The following is a 26713-nucleotide window of genomic DNA, read 5'->3' on the forward strand; positions in this document are numbered from 1 at the left end:
ACAGTGCTTCCATCTCATCCGCGGACCAATCGCTTAAATAGATTGCCTCGGTCTTCGTAATCCGCAAACATATCCCAGCTGGCACAGGCCGGCGAAAGCAGCACCGTATCCCCCGGCGCGGCCGCCGCCTTAGCCTTAGCCACCGCTTCCGGATAGTCTGCCACAAGCGAATAATCTTTAAAGCCTGCCGCCTCCGCCGCCTCCGCCATGGCCTTGGCTGTATCCCCGATGAGCAGCAGCTTCTTGACCTTTGCCATTACAAGCTGCATCATCTGGGTGTAGTCTTCCTGTTTATCGTAGCCGCCGGCGATGAGAATCGTCGGCTTCGTCATGGCGTTAAGCGCCGTGATGGCCGCGTCGGTATTCGTCCCCTTGGAGTCGTTGATATAATCCACGCCGCCAATGGTCGCCACAAACTCCTGACGGTGTTCTACGCCTTTAAACGCCCTGAGCGTTTCCTGGATGATGGCCAGCGGCACCCCCATAAAATACGCCAGGCCGATCGCCGCCATGGCGTTCATCACATTGTGCGGTCCTTTAATGCCCAGCGCTTCCGTCGTAATCACGGCCGTATCCTGATCGGCGTCCGTGCCCTCCGCAATCATCAGTGTCTGATCCTTCAGGTAAACTCCTTTTTCCGGCCGTGCTTTCAGGCTGAACCAGATTTTCCGAGACGGGGCCTTTCCAGCGTAGCGCACCACGTCTGCATCGTCCGCATTGACCACCAGAATATCTTCTGCCGACTGATTTTCAAAAATGCGGGCCTTTGCCGCATAGTAATTTTCCAGGGTACCATGCCGGTTGAGGTGGTCCGGTGCCAGATTCAAAATCGCCGCTGCTTTCGGCGCAAAGGTATCGATGGTTTCCAGCTGAAAGCTGGAGAGCTCGCTGACAAAAAGATCCGCCGCCGTGGAGGTACGCACATGCTTGGATACGGCTTCGCCAATATTCCCCACGATATACACATGGGCATAGCGGGGATCCTGCTCGAAAATTTTGCCCGTCAATGTGGTCGTGGTGGTTTTGCCGTTGGTCCCCGTAATCCCCACAAAGGGCGTATCCGTCAGGCGATAAGCCATTTCCACCTCGCTGATCACCGGGATTCCCCTGCGATAAGCCTCCTGGATGGCCGGAATCGTCAGCGGCACGCCGGGACTCGGCACCACGGCATCGACACCGGCAAGGGCTTTTTTCGGCAACTGACGGCCCAAAAGGCAGGTCAGATGGGTTTTGGGCAACGCTTCAAAAGGTTCCAAAAAATTTTCCGAAGCCGAAAGCGTCTCAAAATCCTTCGTATCTGTTAAAATCACCGCACTGCCTGCGGCCAACAGGACCCCGGCCACCGCGACGCCTGTCCTCTCGGCGCCAATCACCAAAATTGTTTTCACGCTGCTACCTCGCTATTCAAATGGATTTCCTGCTTACATTGCCAAAAACGCAACGCACACACAGAAAATCGTCACAATCCAAAACACAGCCACCACTCGGGTTTCCTTCCACCCGGACAATTCAAAATGATGGTGGATCGGTGTCATTTTAAAAATGCGCTTGCCGTGAGTCGTCTTGAAATAGGCCACCTGCATTACAACCGAGAGCGCCTCGGCCACGTAAATCAGGCCCGCAATGAGCACAAAGAGCTGCATGTGCAGCATAATCGCCGAGACGATGACCGCCGCGCCCAATGCCATCGAGCCGGTATCCCCCATGAAGATGTCCGCCGGATTGGAATTCCAGCGCAGAAATCCAAGACACGCGCCGACCACTGCACCGCCGAACGCCGCCGATTCGGGCCGTTCGAACATCACGGCAACTATCATAAAAAAAGTTGTCGCAAAGGCAGTCACGCCGGCACAAAGGCCGTCCAATCCGTCGCTGAGGTTGACCGCGTTGGTCATGGCCACGACGGCGATAAAGGTAAAGGGATAAAACCAAAGGCCAAAATCGACTGTCGTCCCGCTGAAGGGAATGATCATCGTCGTGCCGATCACCGCATCGGTCCCTGCGTGCCAGGCGATCACCGCCGCCGCCACAAATTGCATCACCAGCTTCTGCCATGCCCGAAGACCAAGATTGTGTTTCTTCGTGACTTTAATAAAGTCGTCGATGAAACCGATGGCCCCAAAGGCGATCATGCTGATCAGCGGAAAGAACACCCGCTGGCCTACCACAAAGGCAAAAACAATCATCGCAACGAGAATGCCCAATTGAATCATCAAACCGCCCATGGTCGGCGTGCCGGATTTTTTTTGGTGGCTCTTGGGTCCCTCTTCGCGGATCGCCTGTCCGAAATTCAACTTGTGGAGCACCGGCAAAAAATGCCAGGTGCCGATCCACACCACCAAAAAGCTGACGATCAGCGAAACCACTGCATAACGCATATCATTCATTGATTTATTTTCCTTCCCCCAGGCTCTTCCTGCCCGCCGGTTTTAATCCTGTCGATGATGCGGTCCAGCGAAAGGCTGTGGGACGCTTTGATCAGCACCGTATCACCCGTCTGTGCTATCTCTCCAAGAATCTGTGCGGCCGCATCCACCGTCTCCGCCGCGACCGCCGGATGATTGGGTGCCGCGCTGCGCGCGCCCGCGCAAAGGGCCTCAGCCCATTCTCCCACGCCGATGACCGCATCCATGTGGGTGCCGGCGTATTCACCAACGGCGCGATGCTGCGCTTCCGCATGCTCGCCGATTTCAAGCATATCGCCCAAAACTGCAATCTTGCGTCCTTTCGCTACGGCGCAAACCGTATCCATCGCGGCACGCATGGATTCCGGATTGGCGTTGTACGCGTCGTTGACAAAGTGCAGCCCGCCGGCTGCCACCATCTGCATGCGGTTGCCGCTGGGCTCAAAAGCGTCGAGTCCCGCTTGAACGGCAACGTCGTCGAGATGATAGTATCGACCGATCCAAATGGCCATCAGACAATTATACACATTGTGAATCCCCGGCAACTTAAAATGAAAGGACACGCCGTCGGCTTCAAAATGCAGCCCCGACAGATCCTCGCGGATTGCTTCCGCTTTGAGATCCACAGCCGGCTCTCGAATCCCCACGCGCACCACCCGATACGCCTCGCCGGCAATCCTGCGCAGATAGGGATCGTCACCGTTAATCAGGGCGATGTCATCCTTCCCCATGGTGCCGAAGATTTCCATCTTGGCTTTGAGGGTGTTCTCCTTCGAGCCCAAATTCTCCAAATGCGCGGAGCCAATGTTGGTGATCACGCCGATATGGGGGCGCACCTCGCCGATGGACCGGGCGATCTCTCCCAGATGGTTCATCCCCATCTCGACCACAGCCGCTTCATGGGCCGGTGTTAGCTGAAACAAGGTCAGCGGGACTCCCACTTCATTGTTGAAATTGCCCTGGGTTTTCATCGTCTGGTACCCCATCGACAGCACCGAAGCGATCAAATCCTTGGTGGTCGTCTTGCCGGCAGACCCGGTCACCGCCACGACCGGAATATCATAACGCGCGCGGTTTGCCGCCGCCAGCGCCCGCATCGCTTCAAAGGTATCCGCAACGCCGACGATGCCCGCATCGATCTTCCCCTGCCATGCCGGCAGGTGATCGCTGTCGCACAGAACCGCCGCTGCGCCGTTCGCACACGCCGCATCGATAAAGCCGTGCCCGTCGTTGTGCTCCCCGATGATCGGGATATACAAATCTCCCAGTTTGACTTGGCGGCTGTCGGTCACAATGCCGCAAATCGCTGCACCCGGATGCACGATCTTGCCCTGTGTGATCGCCGCCACGGTCTCGACCGACCAGGACTCAAATGCCATTTCGTTTGTTTTCTTTTGATTTGTTGTTTTGACCATTATCCTTGCTTTCTGCCTCTGATGATTTAGATCATTCAGGATTGTTCAAAGGTTACCGTGATTTCCGTCTGCCGGTTGACTCTCGTCCCCGCCTTCGGATTTTGCGTTTTTGCAAAGCCTGAACCTTTGATTTTAAGCTTGAGTTTCAGTCCTGTCAACACTTCGTTGGCTTCCTGCACATTCATTCCGCTCAAATCCGGTACGGTGACCTGATTGCTTTGATCGCTTTGCCTGGTCCCGGTTTCGAGCGCCATCACCGTTTTGCCATCATAAATCGATTTGGCTTTAAGGCTTTGGGCCGTGACGATATTGCCTTTGCTCTCGTTGTCTACCCGGTATTTAATGCCTTTTTCGTCCAGGATCTGCTTCGCGAAGGCCAGCTCCTGTCCTTCCAGATCCGGAACCCTGACCGCATTCTTTTGCAGTTGACTTTTGCCCTTGCCGCTGGGATCCATATAATCGGCCGTCTGCCGCAAAATTTTAATACCAGCCGGCGCCGCCGCCTGAGCCCCAAAAGCACCGGACTGCGCTTCATCAACCACGACGATGGTCGCATACCGCGGATTGTTTACCGGTGTAAATCCGAAGAATGACGTCACATATTTCGTGTGCGAATAGGTGCCGTTTTCCACTTTCTGGGCCGTTCCCGTTTTGCCGCCGATGCTGTAATTGCCGGCAATGGCTGCAAGCTCCGGATTGCCGGTGACCACCTTCTCCATGATTTTGCGCATTTCTTTAGAAGTTGCCCTGGAAATGATCTGCTTGGACGACCCCTGAGAGCGGTTGGAACGGATGCCGTTGTTCTTCGTCGACACGACTGTCGGTTGACGATATCGGCCGTTGTTGATCACGCAGTTCAGGGCGCTGATCAGCTGGATTGGTGTCGTCATCAATCCCTGACCAAAAGACAAGTTAGAATAATCCAACAGGTTGATCTTTTGATCTTCCTGAAACACCCGGGTCATGATGCCGCTTTCTTCACCCGTTAATTCAATCCCTGTTTTCTTGCCGAAGCCGTAATCGTAGGCGTAACGATAAAACAGATTCGGATCAAGCTTTTGAATGATCTGCACCAGTCCCGGATTGCAGGAATTCGAAACCGCATCTGCCGCGGTCTCGACACCGTGAACCGCCGTGCAATTGACGCGCACACCGCCCACCATGATATAACCGTTGCAAGTCACCTTGGCATTTGGCGAAATCGCGCCTTCTTCAAAAGCCGAAGATGCCGTGATCGGCTTGAACGTCGAACCGGGCTCATAGGTAAAGTTAACAGCCGGATTGTTCCACATCGCGTTGAGCTTGTCGCTTTTGGACTTGCCCTTCAACTGATCACTGTAATTTTTCACGTAGGCTTTGTTTAGCTTATTGGGATTGTTCAAATTATAATCCGGCTTGGTGGCCATGGCCAGAATCTCACCGGTTTTGACATCGATCACGACCGCCATACCCCGCTTGGCTTTATACGCTTTAATCTGTTCGTTCAGTGCCTTTTCCGCAATGGTCTGGATATTGCTGTCGATCGTCAGCACCAGATCCTTTCCCTTTTTCGCCTTTTTCACAATTTTAGTCTGGGATGGAATGGTATTGCCCGATGCATCTTTTTGAAAATAAGCCACGCCGTTTTCCCCTGAAAGCCACACGTCATAGGTCCTTTCCACCCCGCTGACGCCATGATAACTCTGATCAGTAAAGCCAAGCACATAGGAAGCAAAATTGCCGTTGGTGTAATAGCGTCGGCTGTCGTCGACCAATTCGACCCCGTTGGTGCTCAGTACATTGCCATTTTCATCTTTTGTCGTCATATCCTCGAGAATTTTTTTCGCTAAAGAATTGTCAACCTTAGACTGGACGAGCACCGCCGAATTTTCTTTTTGCGTCAGATAAGCGTAGGCCTTCTTCTCTGTCAGATTGTCAAACATCGCCGCCAGTGATTTTGCAACGGTATCCGGATCATCAATTCGGCGGGGATACACATAGAGCGTCCCGGATTGATACATAATGCCGCCGCGATCTAATCGTCTGGCTTTTCTGCCCTGAGAAGCATTTACCCCGGTTTTGATCGTCACCGCATCATTTTCCTTTTGGTTGATCTTTTTCTCAAGACTTTCCCGACTCACCGAAAGTTTAGTGCTCAACTCGTCAATGAGTTTTTCCTTGTGCTTTACATCCCTTGGGACGATGTGCACTGCCTTAGCTGTTGAGTTCTGGGCGAGGATGTTCATATTGCGATCATAAATATTGCCGCGAGATGCTTGGATATCCACCTCATCCACCAATTGATCCACCTGCCTCGCATATTGATCCGTCGCGTCGAAAACCTGCAGGTAAATCAGCCGCGCCACGATGATCAGAAAGCCAAGGGTAAAAACGCCGATTACCAGCATCATGCGCCGATTGCGAATACGCTTACTCTGGCGGTTGTCTGCCTTATTTATTTTTTTTGATTGTTTGCTTCGAAAAAGCCCCATTGATTGCCTCTCATTGCTGCATTCGGTTCATCCAACGCGCCAAATAACCGCCAATGCCCTTTGCATTGGCGAGTTGATCCGATTTTTTCATCACAATATAAACATATTGTTTGGCCGTTGGCTCTGTCATACCGTATTTGCGCGCTTTTGCTTCGATGGCTGCCAAATTCCGCGAACTGATGATTTTGCCTTCCAGGCTGTCATTAACCGATTGCTGTTCTTTCACTTGAGACTGCAAGGCGCGCACGTCTCCATCCAGCGACGTGATTGCCGCCTGCTGAAGCAAAACACCGAAACATGCCGCAAAAAAAATGACAATGCCAAACCGCGCCAGTGAGCGCTGCCGCTTGGCCCTTTGCCGGCGCGCGCCCGGCCGCACCGATGCCCCGGCGTACATCCGCTGGTCTCTTTCGGCCTCTCCTCCGCGGGAGAGGCGCCGTTTACGCCGTGAGCGCGAAGCTTCTATTTGATTTTTTTTTCGACGCTGTCTCATTTCGCGCTCTCTTTCTGAATACTCCGATTTAAATGCGTTCGGCAATTCTTAATTTGGCACTTCTCGCCCGGCGGTTGGCTGCAAGTTCTGTCTCGCTCGGCACAATGGGTTTACGCGTAATCTTTTTAATCGTCGGCACCCGGTCGCAAACGCATTGCGGCAGCTCCGGCGGACAGATACAGGGATCTGCCTGTTCGGCAAACAGACGTTTAACCAGCCGATCTTCCAACGAATGGAATGTGATCACACAGATGCGCCCACCGGGATTCAGGCGATCGATGGCCGCCTTCAGCGCGTCGTTCAAAATACGCAGCTCCCCGTTCACCTCGATGCGCAGTGCCTGAAAAGTTTTCTTGGCCGGATGACCCTTGCGCTTGAGCTTTTCCGGATACACCGCCTTGATGATCTCCGCCAGCCGGAGGGTCCGCGTGATCGGCGCCTGCGCCCGGGCCTTCACAATGGCGGCCGCAACCCGGCCGGACAATTTTTCTTCGCCGTATTCCCAAAGAATCCGTTTTAAATCCTCCTGGGAATAGGTGTTGACCACCTTTTCGGCTGTCATCAGACGGCTGCGATCCATCCGCATATCAAGCGGTCCGTCATGGTGATACGAAAATCCCCGCTCCGCCTGATCAAATTGAAAGGAAGAGACCCCCAAATCGAAAAGAAAACCGTCGGCCTTCTTGATCCCGGCATGATCCAACACCGTTTCGAGATCGGCAAAATTATTCCTGGCAAAAATTTGATGGCAGCGCTGCGAACGCAGCCGCGTTTCGGCTCGGGATAACGCATATTGATCCTGATCGATGCCGATCAGCGTGCCTTGATGGCCCAGCGCGCGGCAAATGGCTTCTGAATGACCGCCGCCGCCCAAAGTGCAGTCCACATAAATGCCTCCCGGCACAATGCCAAGCCCTGCGACCGCTTCGTCGCGCAGCACCGTGATGTGCTTTCCCTGATTGTCTTCGTTCATCGCATACCTTCTAAATGCCCAAATCGGCCATCGCATCGGCCAAATTGGCAGCCGTCGCTTCGTTATAGGCCTGCCATTTCGCCTTATCCCAGATTTCAATGCGTTTGGTAACCCCAACGATCACCACATTTTTTCGAAGGCTTGCAAAGTCCCGCAACCCCTGCGGAATCCCGACGCGCCCTTGTTTATCCATGGCGCAGGCCGCCGCTCCGGCATAGAAAAACCGCGTGAAAGCGCGGGCTTTCTTGTCAGCCAGCGGCAATGCACTCAGTTTTTCCTGAAGCACCTGCCACTCGCCTTCCGGGAACCCAAATAAACAGCCGTCAAGTCCCCGCGTAATCACAAAGGTCTCGCCGAGAAAATCCCGAAATTTCGGCGGAACGATCAGGCGCCCTTTGTCGTCAATATTATAGGTATATTCGCCAAAAATTGCGTCCATCGTCGCCTCCCTTCGCAATTTTTACCACATTATACCACATTCCCCCACCACTGCACAAAACTTAAAGGATTTTCTGAACTTCCTCTGTTCTTTTCGCCAGCAGCCCAACAAAAAAATCCGATCCCGCGAAGGAATCGGATTTTTCATTTATGCCAACTTATCGTGAATATGCAGACGATCAAAGCGGCCGGCGTCGCGAATGGCTTTGAGCGCGTCCACTGTGAAATAATAGACCTCGCCGCAAAAATGACATTTGACCTCGATGGTCTCACCGTCGGCAATCATTGCATCCATCTCCTTCTTGCCAATGGCCGCCAACGCCCGGGACACTTTCTCCTGATCGCAATCGCAATAAAAAGTCACCGGCAGCCGATCGCTCATCACCAGATCCATTTCGCCCAAAATGATTTTTAACATTGCTTCGGGGCTCATGCCCTTGGCCATCATGGCCGTGATGCTCTCGATTTCCGCAATTTTTTGCTCCAGACGGGTGATCACCTCGTCCGGGATGTCCGGCATCAATTGGATGATGAAGCCCCCTGCCGTCTTCACCGAACAATCCGGATTGATGAGCACGCCCAGGCCGACCGCCGAAGGGGTTTGTTCTGAGATATTGTAATAATAGGCCAGATCTTCAGCGATTTCTCCTGTCAGCAGTTTGCAGTTGCCGTTATAGGGCTCTTTCAGCCCCAAATCGCGGATGACCCGCAAGGTGCCTTTACCGATGGCGCCGCCGACATCCAGCTTGCCTTGGGCGTTAAGCGGCAGATCCACTGACGGATTGCCGGCATAGCCCTTCACCCGGCCGTGACTGTCCGCCGTAACGGTCAGTCCGTGAGCCGGGCCGTCCCCGTTGATCTGCAGGGTCAGCACATCCCGGTCCCCTTTCATCATGGCGCCCATCATGGCGCCGGCCGAAAGCAGCCGCCCCAAGGCCGCCGTCATCACCGGCGACGTCTGATGACGGGTGCGGGCTTCCTCCACCGTTTCCGCCGCACTGACGGCAAAAGCGCGGATATGCGCGTCTGCCGCTGTTCCCATAACCATATAATCTGACATTATCTGCCTCACTTTCTAATTTTCTGTTTATAATTTCGCACCTTATCTGCGATCTGTTTTAAAAAGAATGTGCTGTTTATTCTACCACGCTTCCTCCATCGCGACAACGCTCATTTACATGCCGATGTTTTGAATCCCTTCTGCTTTTACATCAGCGTTTGAATCCGCTCTCCTTTTATATTAAAATTGAAGCGCCATTTTCACATGCTCTCAAAACCAACACGCGTCAGGAGGTTTCCCATGCGTAAAGATCTCACTCAAGGCGGCGTTCACCGCAACCTTATTTTTTTCTCCCTGCCCTATTTGCTCGCCTGCTTTCTTCAAACCTTTTATGGCATGGCCGATCTTTTCATTGCCGGTCAGTTTAACGGTGCCGCGATTATCTCCGCCGTTTCCATCGGTTCCCAGGTGATGCATATGCTCACGGTGATCATCGTCGGATTGGCCATGGGCACGACCATCGTCATCGGCCGCGCCGTCGGCGCGAAAAACGACCGGGCTTTAACGGCAGCCGTCGGGACGAGCATCGCCTGTTTTGCGGCCTTCTCCCTGCTTTTAACCGCCGTGCTGATGTTGGACGTTTCGCCGATTTTAACGCTTTTGTCCACCCCGCCGGAAGCCGCCGCCGAAGCGCGGCACTACCTGCTGATCTGCTTTGCCGGCATTCCGTTTATCACGGCCTACAACGTCCTCAGCAGCATCTTTCGCGGCATGGGCGACGCCAAAAGTCCCATGATTTTTGTGGGCATCGCCGGGGTAATTAACATGGTGATGGATTACCTGCTGATCGGCCCGATGCAAATGGGCGCTGCCGGTGCGGCTCTGGCCACGGTGCTCTCCCAGGCTGTCTCTGTGTGCTTTGCCTTGGCCGCCTTGCGCCGCTTTGACCTGAACATCGTCCTCCATCGGCGCGATCTGCGCATCGACCGGTCATCCTTTCGCACCCTCTTTGCTATCGGTGTCCCCGTCGCTTTGCAGGACGGCTTTGTGCAAATTGCTTTTTTATTCATCACGGTGATTGCCAACCAACGGGGCGTCAACGCGGCGGCGGCCGTCGGCATCGTCGAGAAAATCATCTCCTTTCTCTTTCTGGTGCCGTCGGCCATGCTCTCGGCCATCTCGGCCATCGTCGCCCAGAATGCCGGCGCCGGCCAACATCGGCGCGGCCGGCAAACCCTCTTTGCCGCCATGCTCATCGCCGTAAGCTTTGGTCTTGCCGTCAGCGTGATCGTTCAATGGCAGGCGGTAGCGATTCTTAGCCTCTTTATCCGAAGCGATGCCGCTGTCATCACCATGGGCGCCGATTATTTCCGATCTTATGTTTTTGACTGCATCTTTGCCGCCATCCATTTTTGTTTTTCCGGTTATTTTTGTGCTTACGGCAAATCACTGCTGTCTTTTGTGCAAAACGCAGTTTCTGTGATCATCGTCCGCGTCCCGGGGGCCTATCTCGCCACGCGCTATTTCCCCCGCTCTCTTTATCCGATGGGATGGGCCGCACCACTGGGTTCTTTGCTCTCGGCAGTTCTCTGCGTAATTTTTTTCATCGCCTTTCGGCAACATTGGTCCCGGGATATTCCTTAATAAATGGGTTCAAAAAGCCAACAAAAAACCACGATGGTTCAGCAATCGTGGTTTTTATCGTTTGGGATCATCTAACCCTTTCGGACTTCTTCCAAAATCTGCACGGTGTAACCGTCCGGATCCCGGGTAAAGGCAAAACGAACGTGAGGACCGGGAGAAATAATCTCCTCAAAACTCACGCCTTGATCTTTGAGCGCTGCCATCGCCTCGTCCAAATCATCCGTTTTAAGACCGACGGAAAGCCCCGCGCCATTGCCCGCCGACACGCCGTCGCCGACCAGCTCTAACCGCGGCTGATCGTTCTCGCCGAGCATCGCGATCTCGGTGCCGTGCGCCGAAAAACGACTGATCATCGGCAATCCCATTAACACATGATAAAATCGCAGCGACGTTTCTAAATCAGCTACATGAATCGTCATCAAATTTAACTTCATTCTTCTCCCTCTTTTTCTTCACGATTTATCTCCGCGGTATCACAAAGCGATTCTTGCCATCTGTTTTGGGCAAAAAATAAAGACATCGGTATGAGTGCAGCATACCGACGCCTACTCGAACAACCTGTGGCTATTCACATGATATTTCTCTTCATAAGTTATCTTATCACCTGGTTTCGCAGTTGTTCAAGATTAACACTTTATATTTCCCCGCTTTTTAAGGGTTCAGACCATGCTAACTTTATTGCCCGTTCAAATTTAATAGAAGTGACGCATATAATAAGTTGACTTCTTGGCTAATTCTTTGTTGAACTGGTTAAATCCCAATGTTTCAGCCAAGGTTTTCTGATTTGAAAACAGGTTGGCGCCCAGTCCGAGACGATTGCCCTTGATCCGATACCCCATGCTCGCCAGTGTCGTCGGCAGCATATCCATCGGCGTAAAAATGCGGTTCTTGAGATTGAGAGGCTCCCCTGTATCGCGCGCTCCGTTGATGATGCAGTTGTAAACCGTCCGATCGTAATAGGAAATTCCGGCCACCAAGTCATTGTCCATTCGGGGATGATCACCCACGATCACAATCACTGTATTGGGATACCAACTTTGCTGCTTGGCCCAATTCACGAAATTGTAAACCTGACGGTCGGCGCAATCCACCGCATCAGCCGCCTGACTGCCGTAACGGCGGTAGCAATTCTGGCAGAGATAGCCGTGGGGAAAATGGGTATCCGCCGTCAGCATTGTAAGATTAAAAGGCTTATTCTTAGCCGCCAGTGCCGTCGCTTCAATCTTTGCATATTCGTAGAGTTTTGCATCTTCATATCCCCACCACACATGATAATCCTTTGGAATATAGCCACGCTTTTTGGCGGTTTTCAGATCAAAAATCGCATATTTTCCATGATTTTTAAAATAAGTGCTGCGCCCGGCAAAACTCGAATCCGAACCGCAGAGGAATTCTTGATTATAGCCTTTTTTCTGCAAAATATCGCCCAAACTTGTAATTCCCGAAGCAAAGGTTTTTCGCTCGTTCATGCTGTTGCCGTTCGTCGGAAGGGCATAGGGCACCCCGCTGGTCTGAGCAAAGAGCGACCCCATTGTCCAGCCCGTTCCCGTTGTGTTGTGAAAGCCGCCCAGCTGATTGCCGTCGGAAAACGAAACGTTCTCATTGGCCAGCGCCGTCAAGTTGGGAATATAATTCGCGTAGGGCTGGGCTCCGCCAACCGACTGAGAGGCATAGGTCGTTTCCATGCTCTCCATATAAATATAAATAACATTTTTTTTGGTTTTGCCGTCAGTGGAAATACTTGTCCGTTTGGGATCAACATAATATTTTTCGTAAATCTTCGTTCGCTGATTGGCTTTTCGGACATATTGAGTAATGCCAAGACTCTTATCCAAATACTGCCAGGCCCCGCTCAGCAGTATAACCGCGCCAACTGTCAGCAACAACCGATACACATAGATCAAATTGATCCGCAGTTTGTGCCGGCCAAACGGCCATGTCAGTCTCACCTCGATTTTCGACAATACGCGAAAATCCAGCACGATCAAAACGACGGCCACCACGGCTGCCGTGATAATCTGCGGCAGGCAAAAAATCACAGCGCGCGAAAAGAAATGAGTGTTTGCCCCCTTCATCGGCGATGTCACAGTAAAAATAATTTGTTCAATCTTGACGCCAAAAGTCTTATTAAGCCAATCTGTAGCCCGATAACTGATCATGGCGACCATCCAGATCAGCGTGATCAATACATAAAAAGCGATTTTGCCGATTTTAGCCCAAAATTGTTTCATCTTCTGCCGATTTATCTGCTTTTGGATCTGTCTCGACCGCTTCGCCATCCGCATAATCCCCTTTCCTGTCTTCCTCGCCCGACTGATTTTTTTCCGCAGACTTCTCCGGCACTGACTCCCCGACATCCTGGAACACATCCGCCCGCGGCTGAACCGACGAACCTTCATTCTTCAATTGATCAATGCTTTTCTTTTTTTCCAATCGCGCTCCTCGTTTCCGAGCGTTAATTTCAACCCGAACACCACTGTATTTTCCAAAAATTTCTCCCACAAAGGGCAACAAAACAGCGCTGCCGATGGCAATGATCAAATAGCGAATGTCCGAAATCTCAATCGTCCATTTCACTCCCTTGGCAATTTGCCAAATCACAAAATGTGTCACCAACAGATTGCACACAGCCATAATCCCATAAATTCGAATAGATTCGCCAATCGATACGTCATGCCCCAAACGATGAAGAAAAATTTCCCATGCGATGAAGGGAACTAAAAACAAAATGATAAATTGTGTCATTGTGCTGCCTTTCTGTATGTATTTAAAGCTTGGATCAAGTCCATTTATTATACCCACCGTGTTCAAATTATTCAAATTGAATACTTAAGACTCAATACGCATATTTTTATGCATTTTTTGTCTAATTTAAAAAGAGCGCAGCACATGCGCTGCGCTCTTTTTGACATAATTACCTATTTCCCAATTTTAATTATTCTTATCATCCTTCAAATCGCTATACGCCACCAGGCCATTAAAGGCATTGTCCAACACCGTTTTTTGATCCGCCGAAATATTTCCTTCAGAGACATTGTAGATCATAATGACGTTATATTTCCCGAAGAAGAGATAGCCATTGATCTGGGCATTCCCTCTGCTCATCTTAAGGCTATATGCTTTTCCGGAAGCAATCGGACTTTTGACAGCGTTCATTTCCACCTGCATCCCATCGAATGCTTTTTGCATTGCTCTTTCGAAATACTGCTTAAACGCCGCATCTGAGAAATTTTGAGTGCTGCTGCTAATGTATCTGCGCGCAATGAGCAGATTCTGAGCCGAAGAGGCACTGCCGCCCGGCCCATAGAACGTCACATTCGACGTTGTTCGAGTGGTATCCATGCGCCAGTCTGATGGAATCGGCACCGTGTAAGAGCCGGAGAGAACGCGTTTGGTAGTCGGTGGATTCTGCGTGTATTTCTTGGCGGCCTTCTTCGCTTTCTTGCTATTCCAATACACTTTAACCTGGTAATACTGCGACATCTCGTCAACGGTTGCTTGGGTTTTGTCATTCGCCGTATTGTTCGCGATATTGATCATGCCCATAACATAATTGGTCGTTTTTTTATCCTTGCTGACAATCTTTGTCAAAAACTCCGTGCGACACACGCTATAATATCCGTTGTCATATTGGGGAAGAACCTGAAAACCTGTGCGATAGCAGGTATTTCCGTCTTCCGTTTTTTTGATTTTGCCCAAGGTATCGACCGCCGCGTTGAGATTCGGCGCCGCCATGGAACCATGTTTTTGTAGATAGGCCTTTATACCACCGGCAGAATTCACGTAAGCGGCATCGACGCTGCGCAGATTCAACGAAGTTCCGTTAGCCGACGCACTCAAATAATTTCCTGAAGCTGATTTGCTGCCATCTTTCGGAATAAATACCTGCAATTTTTTGCCGGTCTTCAGTTCCAGCGATGATTCCTCCAATCGCCTAAACTGATCGTAATCTTTCACCTCGGTGCCAAGCGTTGGTGCTTTGCCACAGGCAGTGAGCCATGCGCCTAAAACCATGCAAGCCGCCATTAATGCCACAATGCTGCGCTGTTTTAATGTTTTTATCCTCATCATCTAAGCCTCTTTCTCTGCCAATTCCAATCATATCCAAATTTTTACTTAAATTTAAACGAATTAACTTTAGAAGGAATTCTTTACTATAATATTCATTCTTTTGTCAGACACTGATCCGATCCTTTAGCTGCTCGTATAGTTTATCCCCGATGCGATTGACCTCCTTAATTTCTTCCGTTGAGCTAAATGGGCCGTTTTTCGTGCGATAGTCGATAATATTCTGAGCCAGCACTTCACCAATGCCCGGCAATGTCATGAGCGTTTCCTTCGACGCTGTGTTGATATTGACAATCGCCGTTCCTGTCGTATTCTGATTCGCCGTTTGAGCCGATGCGCTTCGATTGGGCACCGTGAGCTTCTGGCCGTCCTTAACTTTTTCCGCCAAATTGAGGGCATTAACATCGCCCTCTGCCGTTGCCCCGCCGGCTGCCTTAATCGCATCATTCACCCGGGCGTCCGGCGACAGACGGTATAATCCCGGACGATTGACCGCCCCGGCAACATGCACCATTATTTTCGACGTCGCGGCACGCCCTTTTTTCTGAGATGTCTGCGAGATCTCTGAGTTGCTGAGCACTTTTTCGTTGGCCTGTTTCAGCTTAATCCAGAAACTGCCGATCACCAATACGGCAACCATCGCGACAGCCATCAAGAGCATTATTTGTTTTCTTCGCCGTTTGCTTTCGGACTTCATGACTGCCTCCCCGTAAAAGTCATTGTACAAATGTTTACAGTTTCATTTATTATATCACGAGATCGCATCCGATAGTGATTTTTTCAAAAAATAAAAAATCCCGAGACAACTCCCGGGATCAATGATTGATTTATGACAATTTGTGAATAAACAACCCGCTGCGCAACTTAGGCTCAAACCAGGTAGACTTGGGCGGCATCAGCATCCCTGCATCCGCAATGGCCATCAGCTCGGCGATCGACGTCGGATACAGGGCAAAGGCCACGTGCATATCGGTGGCCACCCGACGTTTGAGCTCGGCCAGACCGCGAATCCCGCCGACAAAATCGATGCGCGCATCGGTTCGGGGATCCCCGATGCCCAAAATCGGGGCCAGCAAATTTTCCTGCAAAATCGACACGTCCAGGCTTTTCACCGGGTCTTCGGAATCGTAGGTACCGGCCTTGGCACGCAGGCGATACCAGGTGCTCTCCAAAAGCATGGTAAATGTCGCCTTGGCGTCCGGCGCTGCGGCTTTTTCCCCCAGACGCTTAATATTAAAATCCCTTTCGATCGCCGCAAGAAATTCCGCCTCCGACAGGCCGTTCAAATCCTTCACAACGCGATTGTAATCCATGATGGACAGGTCGCTATCGGGGAAAATCACCGACAAAAAAAAGTTAAAGGGCTCTTCCCCTGTATAGCCGGGATGTGCTTCCCGTCGCATTTGCGCTACTTTAACGGCCGAAGCCGCCCGGTGATGACCATCGGCAATATAGAGCGCAGGAACAGCTGCGAATTGATCGATCAGCGCGTCAATCGCCGCCGCATCGTCAATGATCCACACCCGATGGCGCACTCCGTCATCGGCCACAAAATCGACGGCAGCCTCCATCTTTTTTACTTGATCCGTCAACGCCGCAATGGCCTTCTGATGCCGATAGGTCAAAAAGATCGGACCGGTATTGGCGTTGCAGGCATCCACGTGACGGATGCGGTCCTGCTCTTTGTCCGCCCGGGTCAGCTCGTGCTTCTTGATCGTTCCGTTCAAATATTCGTCGACGGCGGTGCAGGCGACAATGCCCGTCTGGCTGCGGCCGTTCATTGTCAGCTCGTAAAGATATAGGCAAGGGGTCTCGTCCTGGATCAGCACCTGCCGTGAGATGAGTCGCTCGAGGTTGATCTTAGCCTTGCGGTACACCGCCGGATCGTAAAGATCGATGCGCTCGTCCATCGTGGTCTCGGGCCGGTCCACCCGCAAAAAGGAATCGCACCGGCCCCGAGCCGCCGCCCGCGCCTCCGCTCGATTATAAACATCGTAGGGCAGCGCCGCGACAGCCGCTGCTTTCTCCGGCGCCGGCCGCAGCGCTTTAAAGGCTTTAATGGTCGCCATGATCGCTCCTTATTTCACCAGGCGCACACGAGTCACGCCTTCAATCGCTTTAAGGTCGGCAATGGCCTGATCGGTCACTTCCGAATCGACGTCTATCATCGTGTAGGCAAACTGGCCTTTATTTTTGTTCGTCATGTTGGCAATGTTGATGTTGTCTTTAGCCAGCACCGCCGTGATACCCGCGATCATGTTCGGCACGTTGTGATGGGCCACCGTGATGCGGTGTGCGCTCTCGCAGATGCCCATGTTGCAGTCGGGATAATTGACCGAGTTGACAATATTCCCGTTTTCCAGAAATTCGCGCATGGAGTCAATCACCATGGAAGCGCAGTTTTCCTCGCTTTCCGGTGTGGACGCTCCCAGATGCGGAATGTTGATCACGTGCTTCATGGCAAAGGTTTTGTTGCTCGGAAAGTCCGTCACGTAGGCCGCGAGACGGCCGTTTTCGAGAGCTTCGGTCAGCGCGTCTTCATCCACCAAGCCGCCGCGGGCCAAATTGATCAGCCGCAGGCTCGGCTTACAAATCTTGAGCAGATCGGCATTCACGTAGTTTTCGGTTTCCTTCATGAAGGGAACATGAATCGAAATATAGTCGCAGTTCTGGAAAAGGGTTTCCAGACTGGAGGCCCGTTTGACTTTTCTGCTTAGCCCCCAGGCGTGTTTAATGGAGATAAATGGGTCGAACCCGTAAACCTTCATGCCGAAATCCACGGCCATGTTGGCAACCAGCACCCCGATTGCCCCCAGGCCGATAACGCCCATCTTTTTCTTATACAATTCAGGCCCTGCAAATTGCTTCTTGCCTTTTTCCACCGCGGCGGCGATATCCGTATCCCCGCTGAGGTTTTTCGTCCATTCGATCCCTTCCACCACTTTTCTGGAAGAGATGAGCATGGCCGTGGCCACCATTTCCTTCACGGCATTGGCGTTGGCCCCCGGCGCGTTGCAAACCACGATACCCGCTTCGGCGCAGCGATCGAGTGGAATGTTATTGACACCGGCGCCCGCTCGGCCGATAAAGCTCAGGCTTTCCGGCAGGTCCATATCGTGCATTTTGGCACTGCGCACCAAAATGCCGTCCGGCTGCTCCGATCCGTCCCCATCGACGATATAAGCGTCGGTTAATTGCTTGAGGCCTCGCTTGGAAATGTTATTCAGGGTCTTGATTTGATATTTCATTTTTTACCTTTCATAATGCCGCAGCAAATTCGGCCAACTTCGATACTACCCCGAACTTTACTGCGCGCGTAATGGTGAGCCGGCTGCTCCGGCTCTGATGCTTCAACAGGCTGTCTGTGAATCCTCGGCGTTTAAGATGGCGTAACCGGCTTATCGATGCGCCATTTCAAAACGTTTCATGAAATCGATCAGCGCGTCGACGCCGGCCATAGGCATGGCGTTATAAATGGACGCCCGCATCCCGCCGACCGTACGGTGACCTTTGAGGTTTTCGAGGCCGGCCGCCTTGGATTCCTTCACGAACTGGGCGTCGAGATCGGCATCGCCGGTCACAAAAGGCACATTCATCAGCGAACGGTCTTCCGGCACCACCGTGCCCCTGAAAAGTTTGGAATTATCCAAGAAGTCATAAAGTTTAGCTGCTTTTTCTTTGTTGATGACTTCCATTGCCGGCACCCCGCCGAGCTCCTTGAGCCACTTATAAACCAAACCGCAGATATAAATGCTGTAACACGGCGGCGTGTTATAACAGGAATCTTTGTCGGCGTGAATCTGATAGTCGAGCATCGTCGGAATATCCGCCGCGGCGTGGCCCAGCAGATCCTTGCGAATAATCACCGCGACAACCCCGGCCGGGCCCATGTTCTTCTGCGCGCCGGCAAAGATCAATCCAAATTTGGACACGTCATAGACTTCCGACAAAATATTGGACGACATGTCCGCTACCAGCGGCACGTTTGCCGGCACGGTTGGCAGGCTGTCCGGGCGAAAGCGCGTGCCGTAAATCGTGTTGTTCACACAGATATACAGATAATCGATATCGTCGCGCATTAAGGACGCATTAAACTTCGGAATATAAGTGTAGGTTTTATCTTCCGAAGAGGCGATCACCTTGGCGTCGCCAACCTTCACCGCTTCCTGATAGGCCTTTTTCGCCCAGTTCCCCGTTTGAATATAATCCGCCCGGTGATGGTCCGTCATCAGATTCAGCGGAATCATCGAAAACTGCGTCGAACCGCCGCCCTGCAGGAACAGGATCTCATAATTATCCGGCACCTGCATCAATTCCTTATAATCCGCCTTTGTCTGCGCCAGGATGTCCGCAAAAGCTGCCGAACGATGGCTCATCTCCATCACGGACATGCCGGCATCGCCGTAGCAAAGCATTTCCTTTTGCGCGGTTTCGAGCACTTCCACCGGCAAAGCAGACGGACCGGCAGAAAAGTTGTAAACTCTTTCCACAATTTACCTCCTGATGAATTTTGAATCATGTAAAGTTACAAACAAGAACATTATAATCATAAGGTTTGTTTTTTTCAATGCGGTAAAGTGTTATTTTTAGCCAAAGATCGGTATTTTTGAGCGGTGCCTTTCCTTTTGCTTTTAATAAAAAACATGCAAAAGCAGAACAATGATGTCCATCCGAACGGATACGAAAAAAGATCCTCCGAAGAGGATCTTAATTACGCGTCACACCAGCAACGGCAAAAATAATTTGGCCAGTCCCAGAAAGATAAAAAAGCCGCAGGTATCCGTCATCGTCGTCAAAAAAATAGAAGAAGACAACGCCGGATCCTGACCGATCTTTTCCAAAACCAATGGGATCAGATAGCCCGAAACGCCGGCGATCACCAAATTGCCAATCATGGCCATCACCACCACCATGCCCAGATAAATGTTGTGATATCGGAAATAAATGATGATCCCGGTGATCAGGCCGATCGCTGCGCCGTTGAGCGCGCCCAAAGCGATCTCTTTAAATACCAGGGGCCAATCGTCTTTCAAATTGATCTCGCCGAGGGTGATGCCCCGAATCGCTACCGAAAGCGTCTGGGAGCCGGCATTTCCCCCCATCCCGGAAACGATGGTCATCACCGAAGCCAACGCCGCCACCCGGGCGATCACCGAATCGAACATGGCGATGGCCGACGCCGCGATAAAGGCCGTGATCAAATTGACGCAAAGCCAGGGCAAACGCCGCTTGATAGAAACGCCGATTTCTCCGCCGATTTCTTCCTCGCCGGAAACGCCCCCCATGTGAAGGATATCTTCCGTCTGTTCTTCCACCATGACGTCCATGATGTCGTCGGCCGTGACAATTCCGAGCAGCGATTTGCGGCGGTTGACCACCGCGAGTGCCGTCAAATCGTATTTGCGCACGACCTGTGCCGTTTCCTCCTGATCGAGCAGCGGATCCACCGTCACCACGTTGGGATCCATGATGTCTTCAAGCAAGGTCGCGGGATCTTCCGAAAGAATATCCCGGAGATCGGCCCAGCCCACCAGCTGCCGTTTGCGGTTGAGCACAAAAATCGTCTCGATGACTTCGGTTTTCGGGGCGATCTCCCGGATTTTCATCAAAGCCTGCACCACGGTCAGATCCTGATACAAGGCGATATATTCCGTGGTCATCAGGCCGCCGGCCGTATTGTCTTCGTATCCCAGGAGCACCTGGAGCTCTCTGGAATCGCTGGCCTTCATCATATTGAGCAGACGCTTGCGGCTGTCGATGGGCAGATCGCCCAGGATATCCGCAATTTCGTCATTCGGCATGAAGGAAAAAATCCGAATGATATCCGAATAGGCCAGCTGATGGACCACCCGCGCCTGCAATTCGTCGTCGGCATCTTCGAGCACGTCCGCCAGGAATTCTTTATCATCCTGATTAAAAAACCACTTCAGATCTTCGTCATCGATGGCGTCGTCGTCGAGCACAGCCACAATGTCGGCCGAGTGCATGATTTCATCCAGCCACTCCGTGTTGATGGGTTCCCGGCTTTTAATGCGTTCTAACAGGGCTTCGTGCTGTTCTAATTGTTTTTGTTCTTCACTGGCCATGGCACCCTCCGACAACCGTTAATCTTGTTACTTCGCCACTAAACTTCCCGTGCTTTCTTAAGATTATCTTTGCCTATTATAACAGAAATTCCCGAACGGCGTCACCCTTTTAAAAACAGTTTTCGTCAAAGTTCTCCAAGCCTTCGTCATCGGTCGATATGACCATGTGTTTCTAAAGGTTCGACCAGCAGCATCAGGTAGACCACGACGAGCACTGCCACCGCAAAGGGCATCGCCAGACGCCCGAATGCGGCCGTCAACCGAAAAGACCCCACCACCCCGAACACAAAACAGGCGATGATGCCGAAATAGCGCAGGGACTTTTTGGCCTGACCGCGGTCGTGGCTGCGCATCGCCCGATACAGCGTATCCACCCCGCTGCGCAAATTCCCGGTGCACATGGTCGTCGCGAAGGCGCCGCCCCGCAGCCGCCGAAAGCTCTGAACCTGCATGCTCGATACGAAAGCGATCATCACATTGGCCACCAGGTTCCAGCCGTCACTTTGGGGAATAAAGGTCACACCCAGCAAAACGACGGCTTCCAGGACGATGATGATCTGGCGCCAATGCAAAAGGGAGATTTCGCGCGCGGTGTGCTCCTCGTGGATCCATTTGGCCACCAGGATGCCCAGCGCATACACGCTGATGGGCAGCAGATAGCGCAGAGCCCGGGGCCCGTTACCCTGGGCGAGGTTGAGCCCCATCAGCACGATATTGCCGGTTTCCGCTGTTGCAAAGACCTGGCCGCGGGTCACATAGCTGTAAGCATCCAAAAATCCGCCGACCATCGCCAGAAGCGCCCCCAGCCGAAAGGTCTCCGAGATCCGTTCGTCCGCTTTCATGATGCAACTCCTTTCCGATACGTGTGATGGATCTGCATCGCTATTTTAATCCATGCACATTCCACTTTTAAGCACTTTTCGCGTGATGCTTGCGCTTGCGGGATTGGCAAACTTTTTTCATGGTACGCTACTTGCCCGCGCTTGTCAAATGAGCTTTGATCCGACAAAGAAAAAAGACCCCGAAGGAGCCTTCTATCCTAATGATGTATTTAAAAACCGAACGATCCTTATGATTCATAAGTGAGTTTTATCTTGATTTTATCTCCCTTGAAAATAACTTTTGTATATTCGAAAGGAAGACCATCGCTGGAATAAATTACATCTCTCAGAAGCAATAATGGTCTATCTTTTTTCGTATTCAATAGCTTGGCTTCCTCGCTTGAAGCCGAAACCGATTCTAAAGTTTCATCAACCCGCTTCCTTTGCAATCCATACTCTTCATTTAAAATGACACACAGTTGCTCTTTTTCTAAATTTTCTTTCGTTAACTGAAAACTGTATTTAGGGCTGACATAGGAAATATGAATACTAATTGGCTCGTTTCTTATATAGCGAACCCTTTTTATTTTATATACTAAATCATATGGTTGCAATTTGAGGCGCTTGGTAACCGTTTGATTACCCTTTTCTGTTTTGATTTCAATAATTTTTGTTGAAATCTCATAGCCCATTTTTTCTAATTGCTCGCGGATGCCGATATAGGCCGGACTCAATGTTTCAATTTTTTCAGAAACAAAAGTCCCTTTCCCTTGAACCCGATATAACCATCCTTCACGAACCAGTTCAGTTAGAACAGAGCGCACCGTCATCCTGCTAAGCCCGTACATACTGCTTAACTCATTTTCTGAAGGGATTTTTTCATCAGGTCCCCATTTTCCTGACTCAATCGCATCTTCTAAAATTTCACGTAATTGCTGATGTAATGGCTTAGGATCATTTCTATCTAACATTTTTCTATCCTTATTGTAATATAATAGTGTCTTATTTAATTAAAGCATATTGTATTTTAACGAAAAAATAAAGTCAAGCACACAATATGCGGTTTGACTTTACCATAAATTTATCTTTCCTGCGCCGATTGTAAAATCAAGTTAGACGACTGAATTTAAGTTGGATAGAGTTCCTGCTCTCTTTGGATTATATTATAAAAAGAAAATGACAACTTTATTTATGCAGCAGCATCATATAACTCTATATACCTAACATTGTTGAAAATAAAAAATGCAATCTCTCCCAGAAAAAGCTTTCAGTTCATAAAGGGTCGCTTTAGAAAATTAATGATCACACAGAACCAGATTCATACGATTCTGTGTGACCATCGTCACATTACATGATCTCTTTCATAAAGGAGATTAATTCATCGTCAGAGAGCTGAACCGGATTATTATTCATGCTGGTCCCGCGGCTTCCAAGAGCCACCTCTGGTATTTCTTCTTCAGGCACATTCAAGAATTTATAATCTTTTTCAATCCCGATTGCCTCATTTAGATCAAATAGGAATTCAATCGCGGCCGTGGTGCCTTCGCCGGGCTTTATAAACTTCTTATTTGTCAGAGCCTCTCCAATTCTATCCATTTTTTCCGAGCAGGCTTTTGCATTCAGACGAACAACATGCGGCAGCGAAATCCCGCAAGCCATACCATGCGGCAGGTGATAACGAATTCCTACAGCCATGCCAAATCCATGAGCTGCACCAAGTCCGGAATTGGCAAACGCCATACCGCCGATTAATGCAGCAGCTGACATACCTTCACGTGCTTCTATATCACTGCCGTCTTTATATGCGCGCTCTAAATATCTGCCTGCCAGCTCGATTCCTTTTAGTGCGAGTCCATCGCTGATTGGTTTTGCACGCAACGTTGTGTACGCTTCTATCAGATGAGTCAGGGCATCGATACCAGAGCTTGCAGTAACAGAAGGCGGACATTCTATCGTAAGAAGTGGATCAACAATTGTGATTGTCGCAACCATCTTGTCATCTCGCATGGATCGTTTGAAGCCTTGTGTTTTGGAACCAAGCACTGCGTTTTTGGTGACCTCGCTTCCTGTACCTGCGGTTGTCGGGATGGCCACAAAGGGGACGGGCTGCTTTTCAACCTTCTTTCCTTTTCCAACCACCTCAAGGTAATCAATAGAAGGCGTTCCGTTGGTAATCAGTGCCGCAGTGGCTTTTCCCACGTCAATGGTGCTTCCGCCTCCTAATGAAATGACCGCATCGCAATTTTGTTCCCCGGCAAAAGTTGCCACCTCATCCACAAGATCAACCGTAGGTTCCCCTGTAACATCACTAAATACAGTATATGTCGCTCCGATTTCCTCTATTTGTTTTGTCAAAGTCTTCATCGCTTCTTTTCTAGAAAAAAACGGATCAACAACCACAAGAAATTTGCTTCCCAGACCTTTAATATTTTCTCCCACCTCGTTGATCGCACCTTGTTTGAAAACTATCTTGTTTGACGTATAAAAAGCAAAATCCATAAATACTGCCTTCTTTCAAAAAAATGCATTATTCTTCAAAATATTGATCCTGATACCGTTTGATCGCAGGAAATACCCGTTTCGATAGATCTTCATAGATGTGTGTGTATATTTCATAAAGCTTCGCATATCGTTCTACATTTTCTGAAATTGGTTCAAGGTAATAATCAACTTGAACCATATTATCAATCGCTTCATGAATATCCTTGTATACACCTGCCCCGATTGCTGCAAACATTGCTGCTCCAAGAGCGGTGGTTTCTTCACATTTTATGGTCTCGATTTTTTTGTTATAAACATCCGCTTGAATCTGATTCCATAACCGTGACTTTGCTCCGCCGCCAACTGTTCGCAATGTTTCTGTTACAAAACCGAGCGTGCGGTCTGCCTCATCAATCATCGATTTCATCTCATAACAAACACCTTCAAGAATAGATCGTGCAATATCATTTTTGTTATGGGAGAAAGATAAACCAGTAAAGGTTGCTCGTCCATTTCCATCAAATCGAGGGCAGTCACAGCCATCAAGCCAGGGAGTATACATAACTCCGTTGGATCCGACTGGAGATTTTTCCGCCATCTCGCCAATCAGCTTATATACGCTCTTGTCTGTCATATCTGCAAAAGCCTGCTCTGTCTGGCAAAAGACATCCTTATACCATCGCTGCGAGGATGCACCGGAATTGGAAGACCCCTCTACCTGCCAGTGTCCTGTTCCAGCATGTCCCATGATGGAAATCTTTCCGTCCGGATGACGCACAGGTTTAGAGCTATAAGCGTGAATTACACCTGCTGTTCCAAGAACACCGGAGATCATACCATCCCTTGCGACACCGGCCCCAACTGCGGCGCATCTTTGGTCCCCGGCGCCGCAGTAAACCGGCGTACCTTCAAGGAGTCCGGTAAGATCAGAAACATTTTTCGTCACGGTTCCAACAAAATCGCCCGGATCCTTTCGTCCTGGATATTTGTTGATATCAATGTCATAAATCTCGGCACGCCTTGGATCAAGTTCAAAAATATCATTATTGGACAACTTAGTGTAAGTCAGACCGGGCTTATCATCCCAGTATTCCTCTGTATTTCCTGTAAACGCACTGATCATGACCGCTTCCAAACCGATAAATTTATAGGTTTTCGCATAAACTTCAGGCATATTTTTCTTGATCCAGAGAAACTTCGGTGTGGTTGCCAGAGGGCCAAAAGGATACCCCGTAAAGTTATAATCTTCTATCTCGCCAATTCCGTTTTCGGCCAGTTTCTGCCTCATATAAGGGAACATTTCCTCTCCCCGAAAGTCATTCCAAAGAATGGAACGGCTCAGGTAATTACCTTCTCTGTCAACAGGAACAAAGGAACAGCACATATGGGTGAAGGAAACGCCTATAATATCTTTTGGATCAACCCCAGAATTTTGTACCGCAAATTTTGTTGAAGTATATAGGAGTTCTACCACTTCTGCTGTATCCTGTTCAACAAATCCGGGACGTGGAAAGTATGTAGGCGTATCGAAATATCCCATTCCCATAATATTACCCTTTATATCAAAAACAACCGCTTTTGTGCCAGTTGTCCCTATATCTACGGCAACAATATATTTTTTCATAATTACCTCCAATCACCTCATTCATTATATAATTTCAAAACGCCGTGATTTTGTATATTGCAATCAGAATAACGCGGTATTAACCGATTTCTTGGAGATATTCTTCATATGCAGCTACAAGCTTGCCTGCGCTTCTGGTGCCAATAAGGCTTACGCCCAGATGATCAAACATATACATGGCCGCCGGGAGAGTAAAGGTTCTTGGAACTCCCGAAACCTTAATCTTTGTATCTTTAGAAAGATTCGCCTTCATGATCTTAACTTGTGAGATATCGGGAAATGCCTGACTTCCCGTTGCCGTTTTAACATAAGTTACTCCGGCTTCACAACAGATCTTTGTCAAATCTGCGATTTCCTGATCGGTAAGGAATCCCACTTCAAAAATCAGTTTGGTGTCACAGTTAGCCGGTTTACAAATCTCTACAAACTTTCTAATTTCGTTTTCAACCAGTTGGTAGTTATGGTCTCTCACCGCTCCAATGTTAACTACCATGTCACAGGCGGTGCACCCCAGTTCAACCATCTTTTCAAGTTCGAAATACTTACATTCTGAAATACAGGCTCCATAAGGAAACCCGATTACAGCGCTTGGTCCGACGCCAGTCCCTTCCAATTCACACTTTGCCAGCGCAGCCCATGTCGAATTGACATTAACCGAATTCACCTGATACTTGGCAGCTGTCTGGCATGCCTCTACGATATCCTTTTCCCGTGTATTCGGAGCCAGCAGGGCGAGATCAAAATGCTTCGCAAATTCTTTTACCGTCATCATTTTCATTATCTCCTTTTCTTAA

General features: G+C 50.2%; 23 protein-coding genes. 1 reads left to right on the forward strand and 22 read right to left on the reverse strand.

The features are described 5' to 3' along the window. Positions 1-14 precede the first annotated feature (14 nt). The 8 genes from murD to hslO form a co-directional block, all read right to left on the reverse strand. Positions 15-1388 carry a UDP-N-acetylmuramoyl-L-alanine--D-glutamate ligase gene (gene murD / locus V3C63_RS00625; protein ID WP_329885888.1) on the reverse strand — a complete coding sequence of 458 codons (1374 nt, stop codon included), beginning with the start codon at positions 1386-1388 and terminating at the stop codon, positions 15-17. A gap of 33 nt (positions 1389-1421) precedes the next feature. After that, a complete protein-coding gene (gene mraY / locus V3C63_RS00630; protein WP_329885889.1) occupies positions 1422-2387 on the reverse strand; it encodes a phospho-N-acetylmuramoyl-pentapeptide-transferase in 966 nt (321 codons plus the stop codon). After that, a complete protein-coding gene (locus V3C63_RS00635) occupies positions 2384-3820 on the reverse strand; it encodes a UDP-N-acetylmuramoyl-tripeptide--D-alanyl-D-alanine ligase (protein WP_329885890.1) in 1437 nt (478 codons plus the stop codon). The genes mraY and V3C63_RS00635 overlap by 4 nt, the downstream gene beginning before the upstream one ends. A gap of 35 nt (positions 3821-3855) precedes the next feature. Next, on the reverse strand, positions 3856-6291 hold the full coding sequence (locus V3C63_RS00640) for a penicillin-binding transpeptidase domain-containing protein (RefSeq protein ID WP_329885891.1): 2436 nt from the start codon (positions 6289-6291) through the stop codon (positions 3856-3858). 10 nt (positions 6292-6301) lie between these two features. After that, positions 6302-6688 (reverse strand): septum formation initiator family protein, encoded by a 387-nt coding sequence (locus V3C63_RS00645; RefSeq protein WP_329885892.1) that lies wholly within the window; start codon positions 6686-6688, stop codon positions 6302-6304. 124 nt (positions 6689-6812) lie between these two features. Continuing rightward, the gene (gene rsmH / locus V3C63_RS00650; RefSeq protein ID WP_329885893.1) at positions 6813-7757 is read right to left on the reverse strand and encodes a 16S rRNA (cytosine(1402)-N(4))-methyltransferase RsmH; all 945 of its coding nucleotides are present in this window, start codon (positions 7755-7757) and stop codon (positions 6813-6815) included. A gap of 10 nt (positions 7758-7767) precedes the next feature. Continuing rightward, positions 7768-8196, reverse strand: a complete 429-nt coding sequence (gene mraZ / locus V3C63_RS00655) for a division/cell wall cluster transcriptional repressor MraZ (RefSeq protein WP_006598491.1) — start codon at positions 8194-8196, stop codon at positions 7768-7770. Between the two features lie 147 nt (positions 8197-8343). Beyond that, positions 8344-9255: an Hsp33 family molecular chaperone HslO gene (gene hslO, locus V3C63_RS00660; protein ID WP_329885894.1), complete on the reverse strand. Its 912-nt coding sequence runs from the start codon at positions 9253-9255 to the stop codon at positions 8344-8346. A gap of 240 nt (positions 9256-9495) precedes the next feature. On the opposite strand from hslO, the gene V3C63_RS00665 reads away from it, so the two are divergent. Next, positions 9496-10839, forward strand: a complete 1344-nt coding sequence (locus tag V3C63_RS00665) for an MATE family efflux transporter (RefSeq protein ID WP_329885895.1) — start codon at positions 9496-9498, stop codon at positions 10837-10839. Positions 10840-10910: 71 nt separating this feature from the next. On the opposite strand, the gene V3C63_RS00670 is transcribed toward V3C63_RS00665, so the two are convergent. The 14 genes from V3C63_RS00670 to deoC form a co-directional block, all read right to left on the reverse strand. After that, complete coding sequence (locus V3C63_RS00670; protein ID WP_329885896.1) at positions 10911-11273, reverse strand: VOC family protein; 363 nt, start codon at positions 11271-11273, stop codon at positions 10911-10913. A gap of 258 nt (positions 11274-11531) precedes the next feature. After that, positions 11532-13070 carry an LTA synthase family protein gene (locus V3C63_RS00675; protein ID WP_329885897.1) on the reverse strand — a complete coding sequence of 513 codons (1539 nt, stop codon included), beginning with the start codon at positions 13068-13070 and terminating at the stop codon, positions 11532-11534. Beyond that, a complete protein-coding gene (locus V3C63_RS00680) occupies positions 13051-13659 on the reverse strand; it encodes a hypothetical protein (protein ID WP_329885898.1) in 609 nt (202 codons plus the stop codon). Before V3C63_RS00680 ends, V3C63_RS00675 begins: the two co-directional genes overlap by 20 nt. 111 nt (positions 13660-13770) lie before the next feature. Beyond that, positions 13771-14865, reverse strand: coding sequence for a hypothetical protein (locus V3C63_RS00685; RefSeq protein WP_329886255.1), 1095 nt, complete (start codon positions 14863-14865; stop codon positions 13771-13773). 148 nt (positions 14866-15013) lie between these two features. Next, positions 15014-15604, reverse strand: coding sequence for a ComEA family DNA-binding protein (locus tag V3C63_RS00690; protein WP_329885899.1), 591 nt, complete (start codon positions 15602-15604; stop codon positions 15014-15016). A gap of 130 nt (positions 15605-15734) precedes the next feature. Then, positions 15735-16976: a DUF1015 domain-containing protein gene (locus tag V3C63_RS00695; RefSeq protein ID WP_329885900.1), complete on the reverse strand. Its 1242-nt coding sequence runs from the start codon at positions 16974-16976 to the stop codon at positions 15735-15737. A gap of 9 nt (positions 16977-16985) precedes the next feature. Beyond that, positions 16986-18155 (reverse strand): phosphoglycerate dehydrogenase, encoded by a 1170-nt coding sequence (locus tag V3C63_RS00700; protein WP_329885901.1) that lies wholly within the window; start codon positions 18153-18155, stop codon positions 16986-16988. Between the two features lie 150 nt (positions 18156-18305). Continuing rightward, the gene (gene serC / locus V3C63_RS00705; protein ID WP_329885902.1) at positions 18306-19397 is read right to left on the reverse strand and encodes a 3-phosphoserine/phosphohydroxythreonine transaminase; all 1092 of its coding nucleotides are present in this window, start codon (positions 19395-19397) and stop codon (positions 18306-18308) included. A 228-nt stretch (positions 19398-19625) separates the two neighbouring features. Continuing rightward, on the reverse strand, positions 19626-20993 hold the full coding sequence (gene mgtE / locus V3C63_RS00710; RefSeq protein ID WP_329885903.1) for a magnesium transporter: 1368 nt from the start codon (positions 20991-20993) through the stop codon (positions 19626-19628). 146 nt (positions 20994-21139) lie between these two features. Beyond that, the gene (locus V3C63_RS00715; protein ID WP_329885904.1) at positions 21140-21835 is read right to left on the reverse strand and encodes a YoaK family protein; all 696 of its coding nucleotides are present in this window, start codon (positions 21833-21835) and stop codon (positions 21140-21142) included. Between the two features lie 227 nt (positions 21836-22062). Further along, positions 22063-22785, reverse strand: coding sequence for a GntR family transcriptional regulator (locus V3C63_RS00720; protein WP_329885905.1), 723 nt, complete (start codon positions 22783-22785; stop codon positions 22063-22065). A gap of 376 nt (positions 22786-23161) precedes the next feature. Then, the gene (locus V3C63_RS00725; RefSeq protein WP_329885906.1) at positions 23162-24313 is read right to left on the reverse strand and encodes an iron-containing alcohol dehydrogenase; all 1152 of its coding nucleotides are present in this window, start codon (positions 24311-24313) and stop codon (positions 23162-23164) included. A gap of 28 nt (positions 24314-24341) precedes the next feature. After that, positions 24342-25919, reverse strand: a complete 1578-nt coding sequence (locus tag V3C63_RS00730; protein ID WP_329885907.1) for an FGGY-family carbohydrate kinase — start codon at positions 25917-25919, stop codon at positions 24342-24344. A gap of 79 nt (positions 25920-25998) precedes the next feature. Further along, the gene (gene deoC, locus V3C63_RS00735) at positions 25999-26691 is read right to left on the reverse strand and encodes a deoxyribose-phosphate aldolase (protein WP_329885908.1); all 693 of its coding nucleotides are present in this window, start codon (positions 26689-26691) and stop codon (positions 25999-26001) included. Positions 26692-26713: the final 22 nt, after the last annotated feature.

The sequence above is a fragment of the Pseudoramibacter faecis genome, from assembly GCF_036289405.1.
GTDB classification, from domain to species: domain Bacteria; phylum Bacillota; class Clostridia; order Eubacteriales; family Eubacteriaceae; genus Pseudoramibacter; species Pseudoramibacter faecis.

Bases quoted from the DNA above. Each gene is read 5' to 3' on its own strand.
- mraY (WP_329885889.1), bottom strand. From the start codon at position 2,387: ATGAATGATATGCGTTATGCAGTGGTTTCGCTGATCGTCAGCTTTTTG.
- V3C63_RS00635 (WP_329885890.1), bottom strand. From the start codon at position 3,820: ATGGTCAAAACAACAAATCAAAAGAAAACAAACGAAATGGCATTTGAG.
- V3C63_RS00640 (WP_329885891.1), bottom strand. From the start codon at position 6,291: ATGGGGCTTTTTCGAAGCAAACAATCAAAAAAAATAAATAAGGCAGAC.
- V3C63_RS00645 (WP_329885892.1), bottom strand. From the start codon at position 6,688: ATGTACGCCGGGGCATCGGTGCGGCCGGGCGCGCGCCGGCAAAGGGCC.
- rsmH (WP_329885893.1), bottom strand. From the start codon at position 7,757: ATGAACGAAGACAATCAGGGAAAGCACATCACGGTGCTGCGCGACGAA.
- mraZ (WP_006598491.1), bottom strand. From the start codon at position 8,196: ATGGACGCAATTTTTGGCGAATATACCTATAATATTGACGACAAAGGG.
- hslO (WP_329885894.1), bottom strand. From the start codon at position 9,255: ATGTCAGATTATATGGTTATGGGAACAGCGGCAGACGCGCATATCCGC.
- V3C63_RS00665 (WP_329885895.1), top strand. From the start codon at position 9,496: ATGCGTAAAGATCTCACTCAAGGCGGCGTTCACCGCAACCTTATTTTT.
- V3C63_RS00670 (WP_329885896.1), bottom strand. From the start codon at position 11,273: ATGAAGTTAAATTTGATGACGATTCATGTAGCTGATTTAGAAACGTCG.
- V3C63_RS00675 (WP_329885897.1), bottom strand. From the start codon at position 13,070: ATGAAACAATTTTGGGCTAAAATCGGCAAAATCGCTTTTTATGTATTG.
- V3C63_RS00685 (WP_329886255.1), bottom strand. From the start codon at position 14,865: ATGGCGGCTTGCATGGTTTTAGGCGCATGGCTCACTGCCTGTGGCAAA.
- V3C63_RS00690 (WP_329885899.1), bottom strand. From the start codon at position 15,604: ATGAAGTCCGAAAGCAAACGGCGAAGAAAACAAATAATGCTCTTGATG.
- V3C63_RS00695 (WP_329885900.1), bottom strand. From the start codon at position 16,976: ATGGCGACCATTAAAGCCTTTAAAGCGCTGCGGCCGGCGCCGGAGAAA.
- V3C63_RS00700 (WP_329885901.1), bottom strand. From the start codon at position 18,155: ATGAAATATCAAATCAAGACCCTGAATAACATTTCCAAGCGAGGCCTC.
- mgtE (WP_329885903.1), bottom strand. From the start codon at position 20,993: ATGGCCAGTGAAGAACAAAAACAATTAGAACAGCACGAAGCCCTGTTA.
- V3C63_RS00715 (WP_329885904.1), bottom strand. From the start codon at position 21,835: ATGAAAGCGGACGAACGGATCTCGGAGACCTTTCGGCTGGGGGCGCTT.
- V3C63_RS00720 (WP_329885905.1), bottom strand. From the start codon at position 22,785: ATGTTAGATAGAAATGATCCTAAGCCATTACATCAGCAATTACGTGAA.
- V3C63_RS00725 (WP_329885906.1), bottom strand. From the start codon at position 24,313: ATGGATTTTGCTTTTTATACGTCAAACAAGATAGTTTTCAAACAAGGT.
- V3C63_RS00730 (WP_329885907.1), bottom strand. From the start codon at position 25,919: ATGAAAAAATATATTGTTGCCGTAGATATAGGGACAACTGGCACAAAA.
- deoC (WP_329885908.1), bottom strand. From the start codon at position 26,691: ATGATGACGGTAAAAGAATTTGCGAAGCATTTTGATCTCGCCCTGCTG.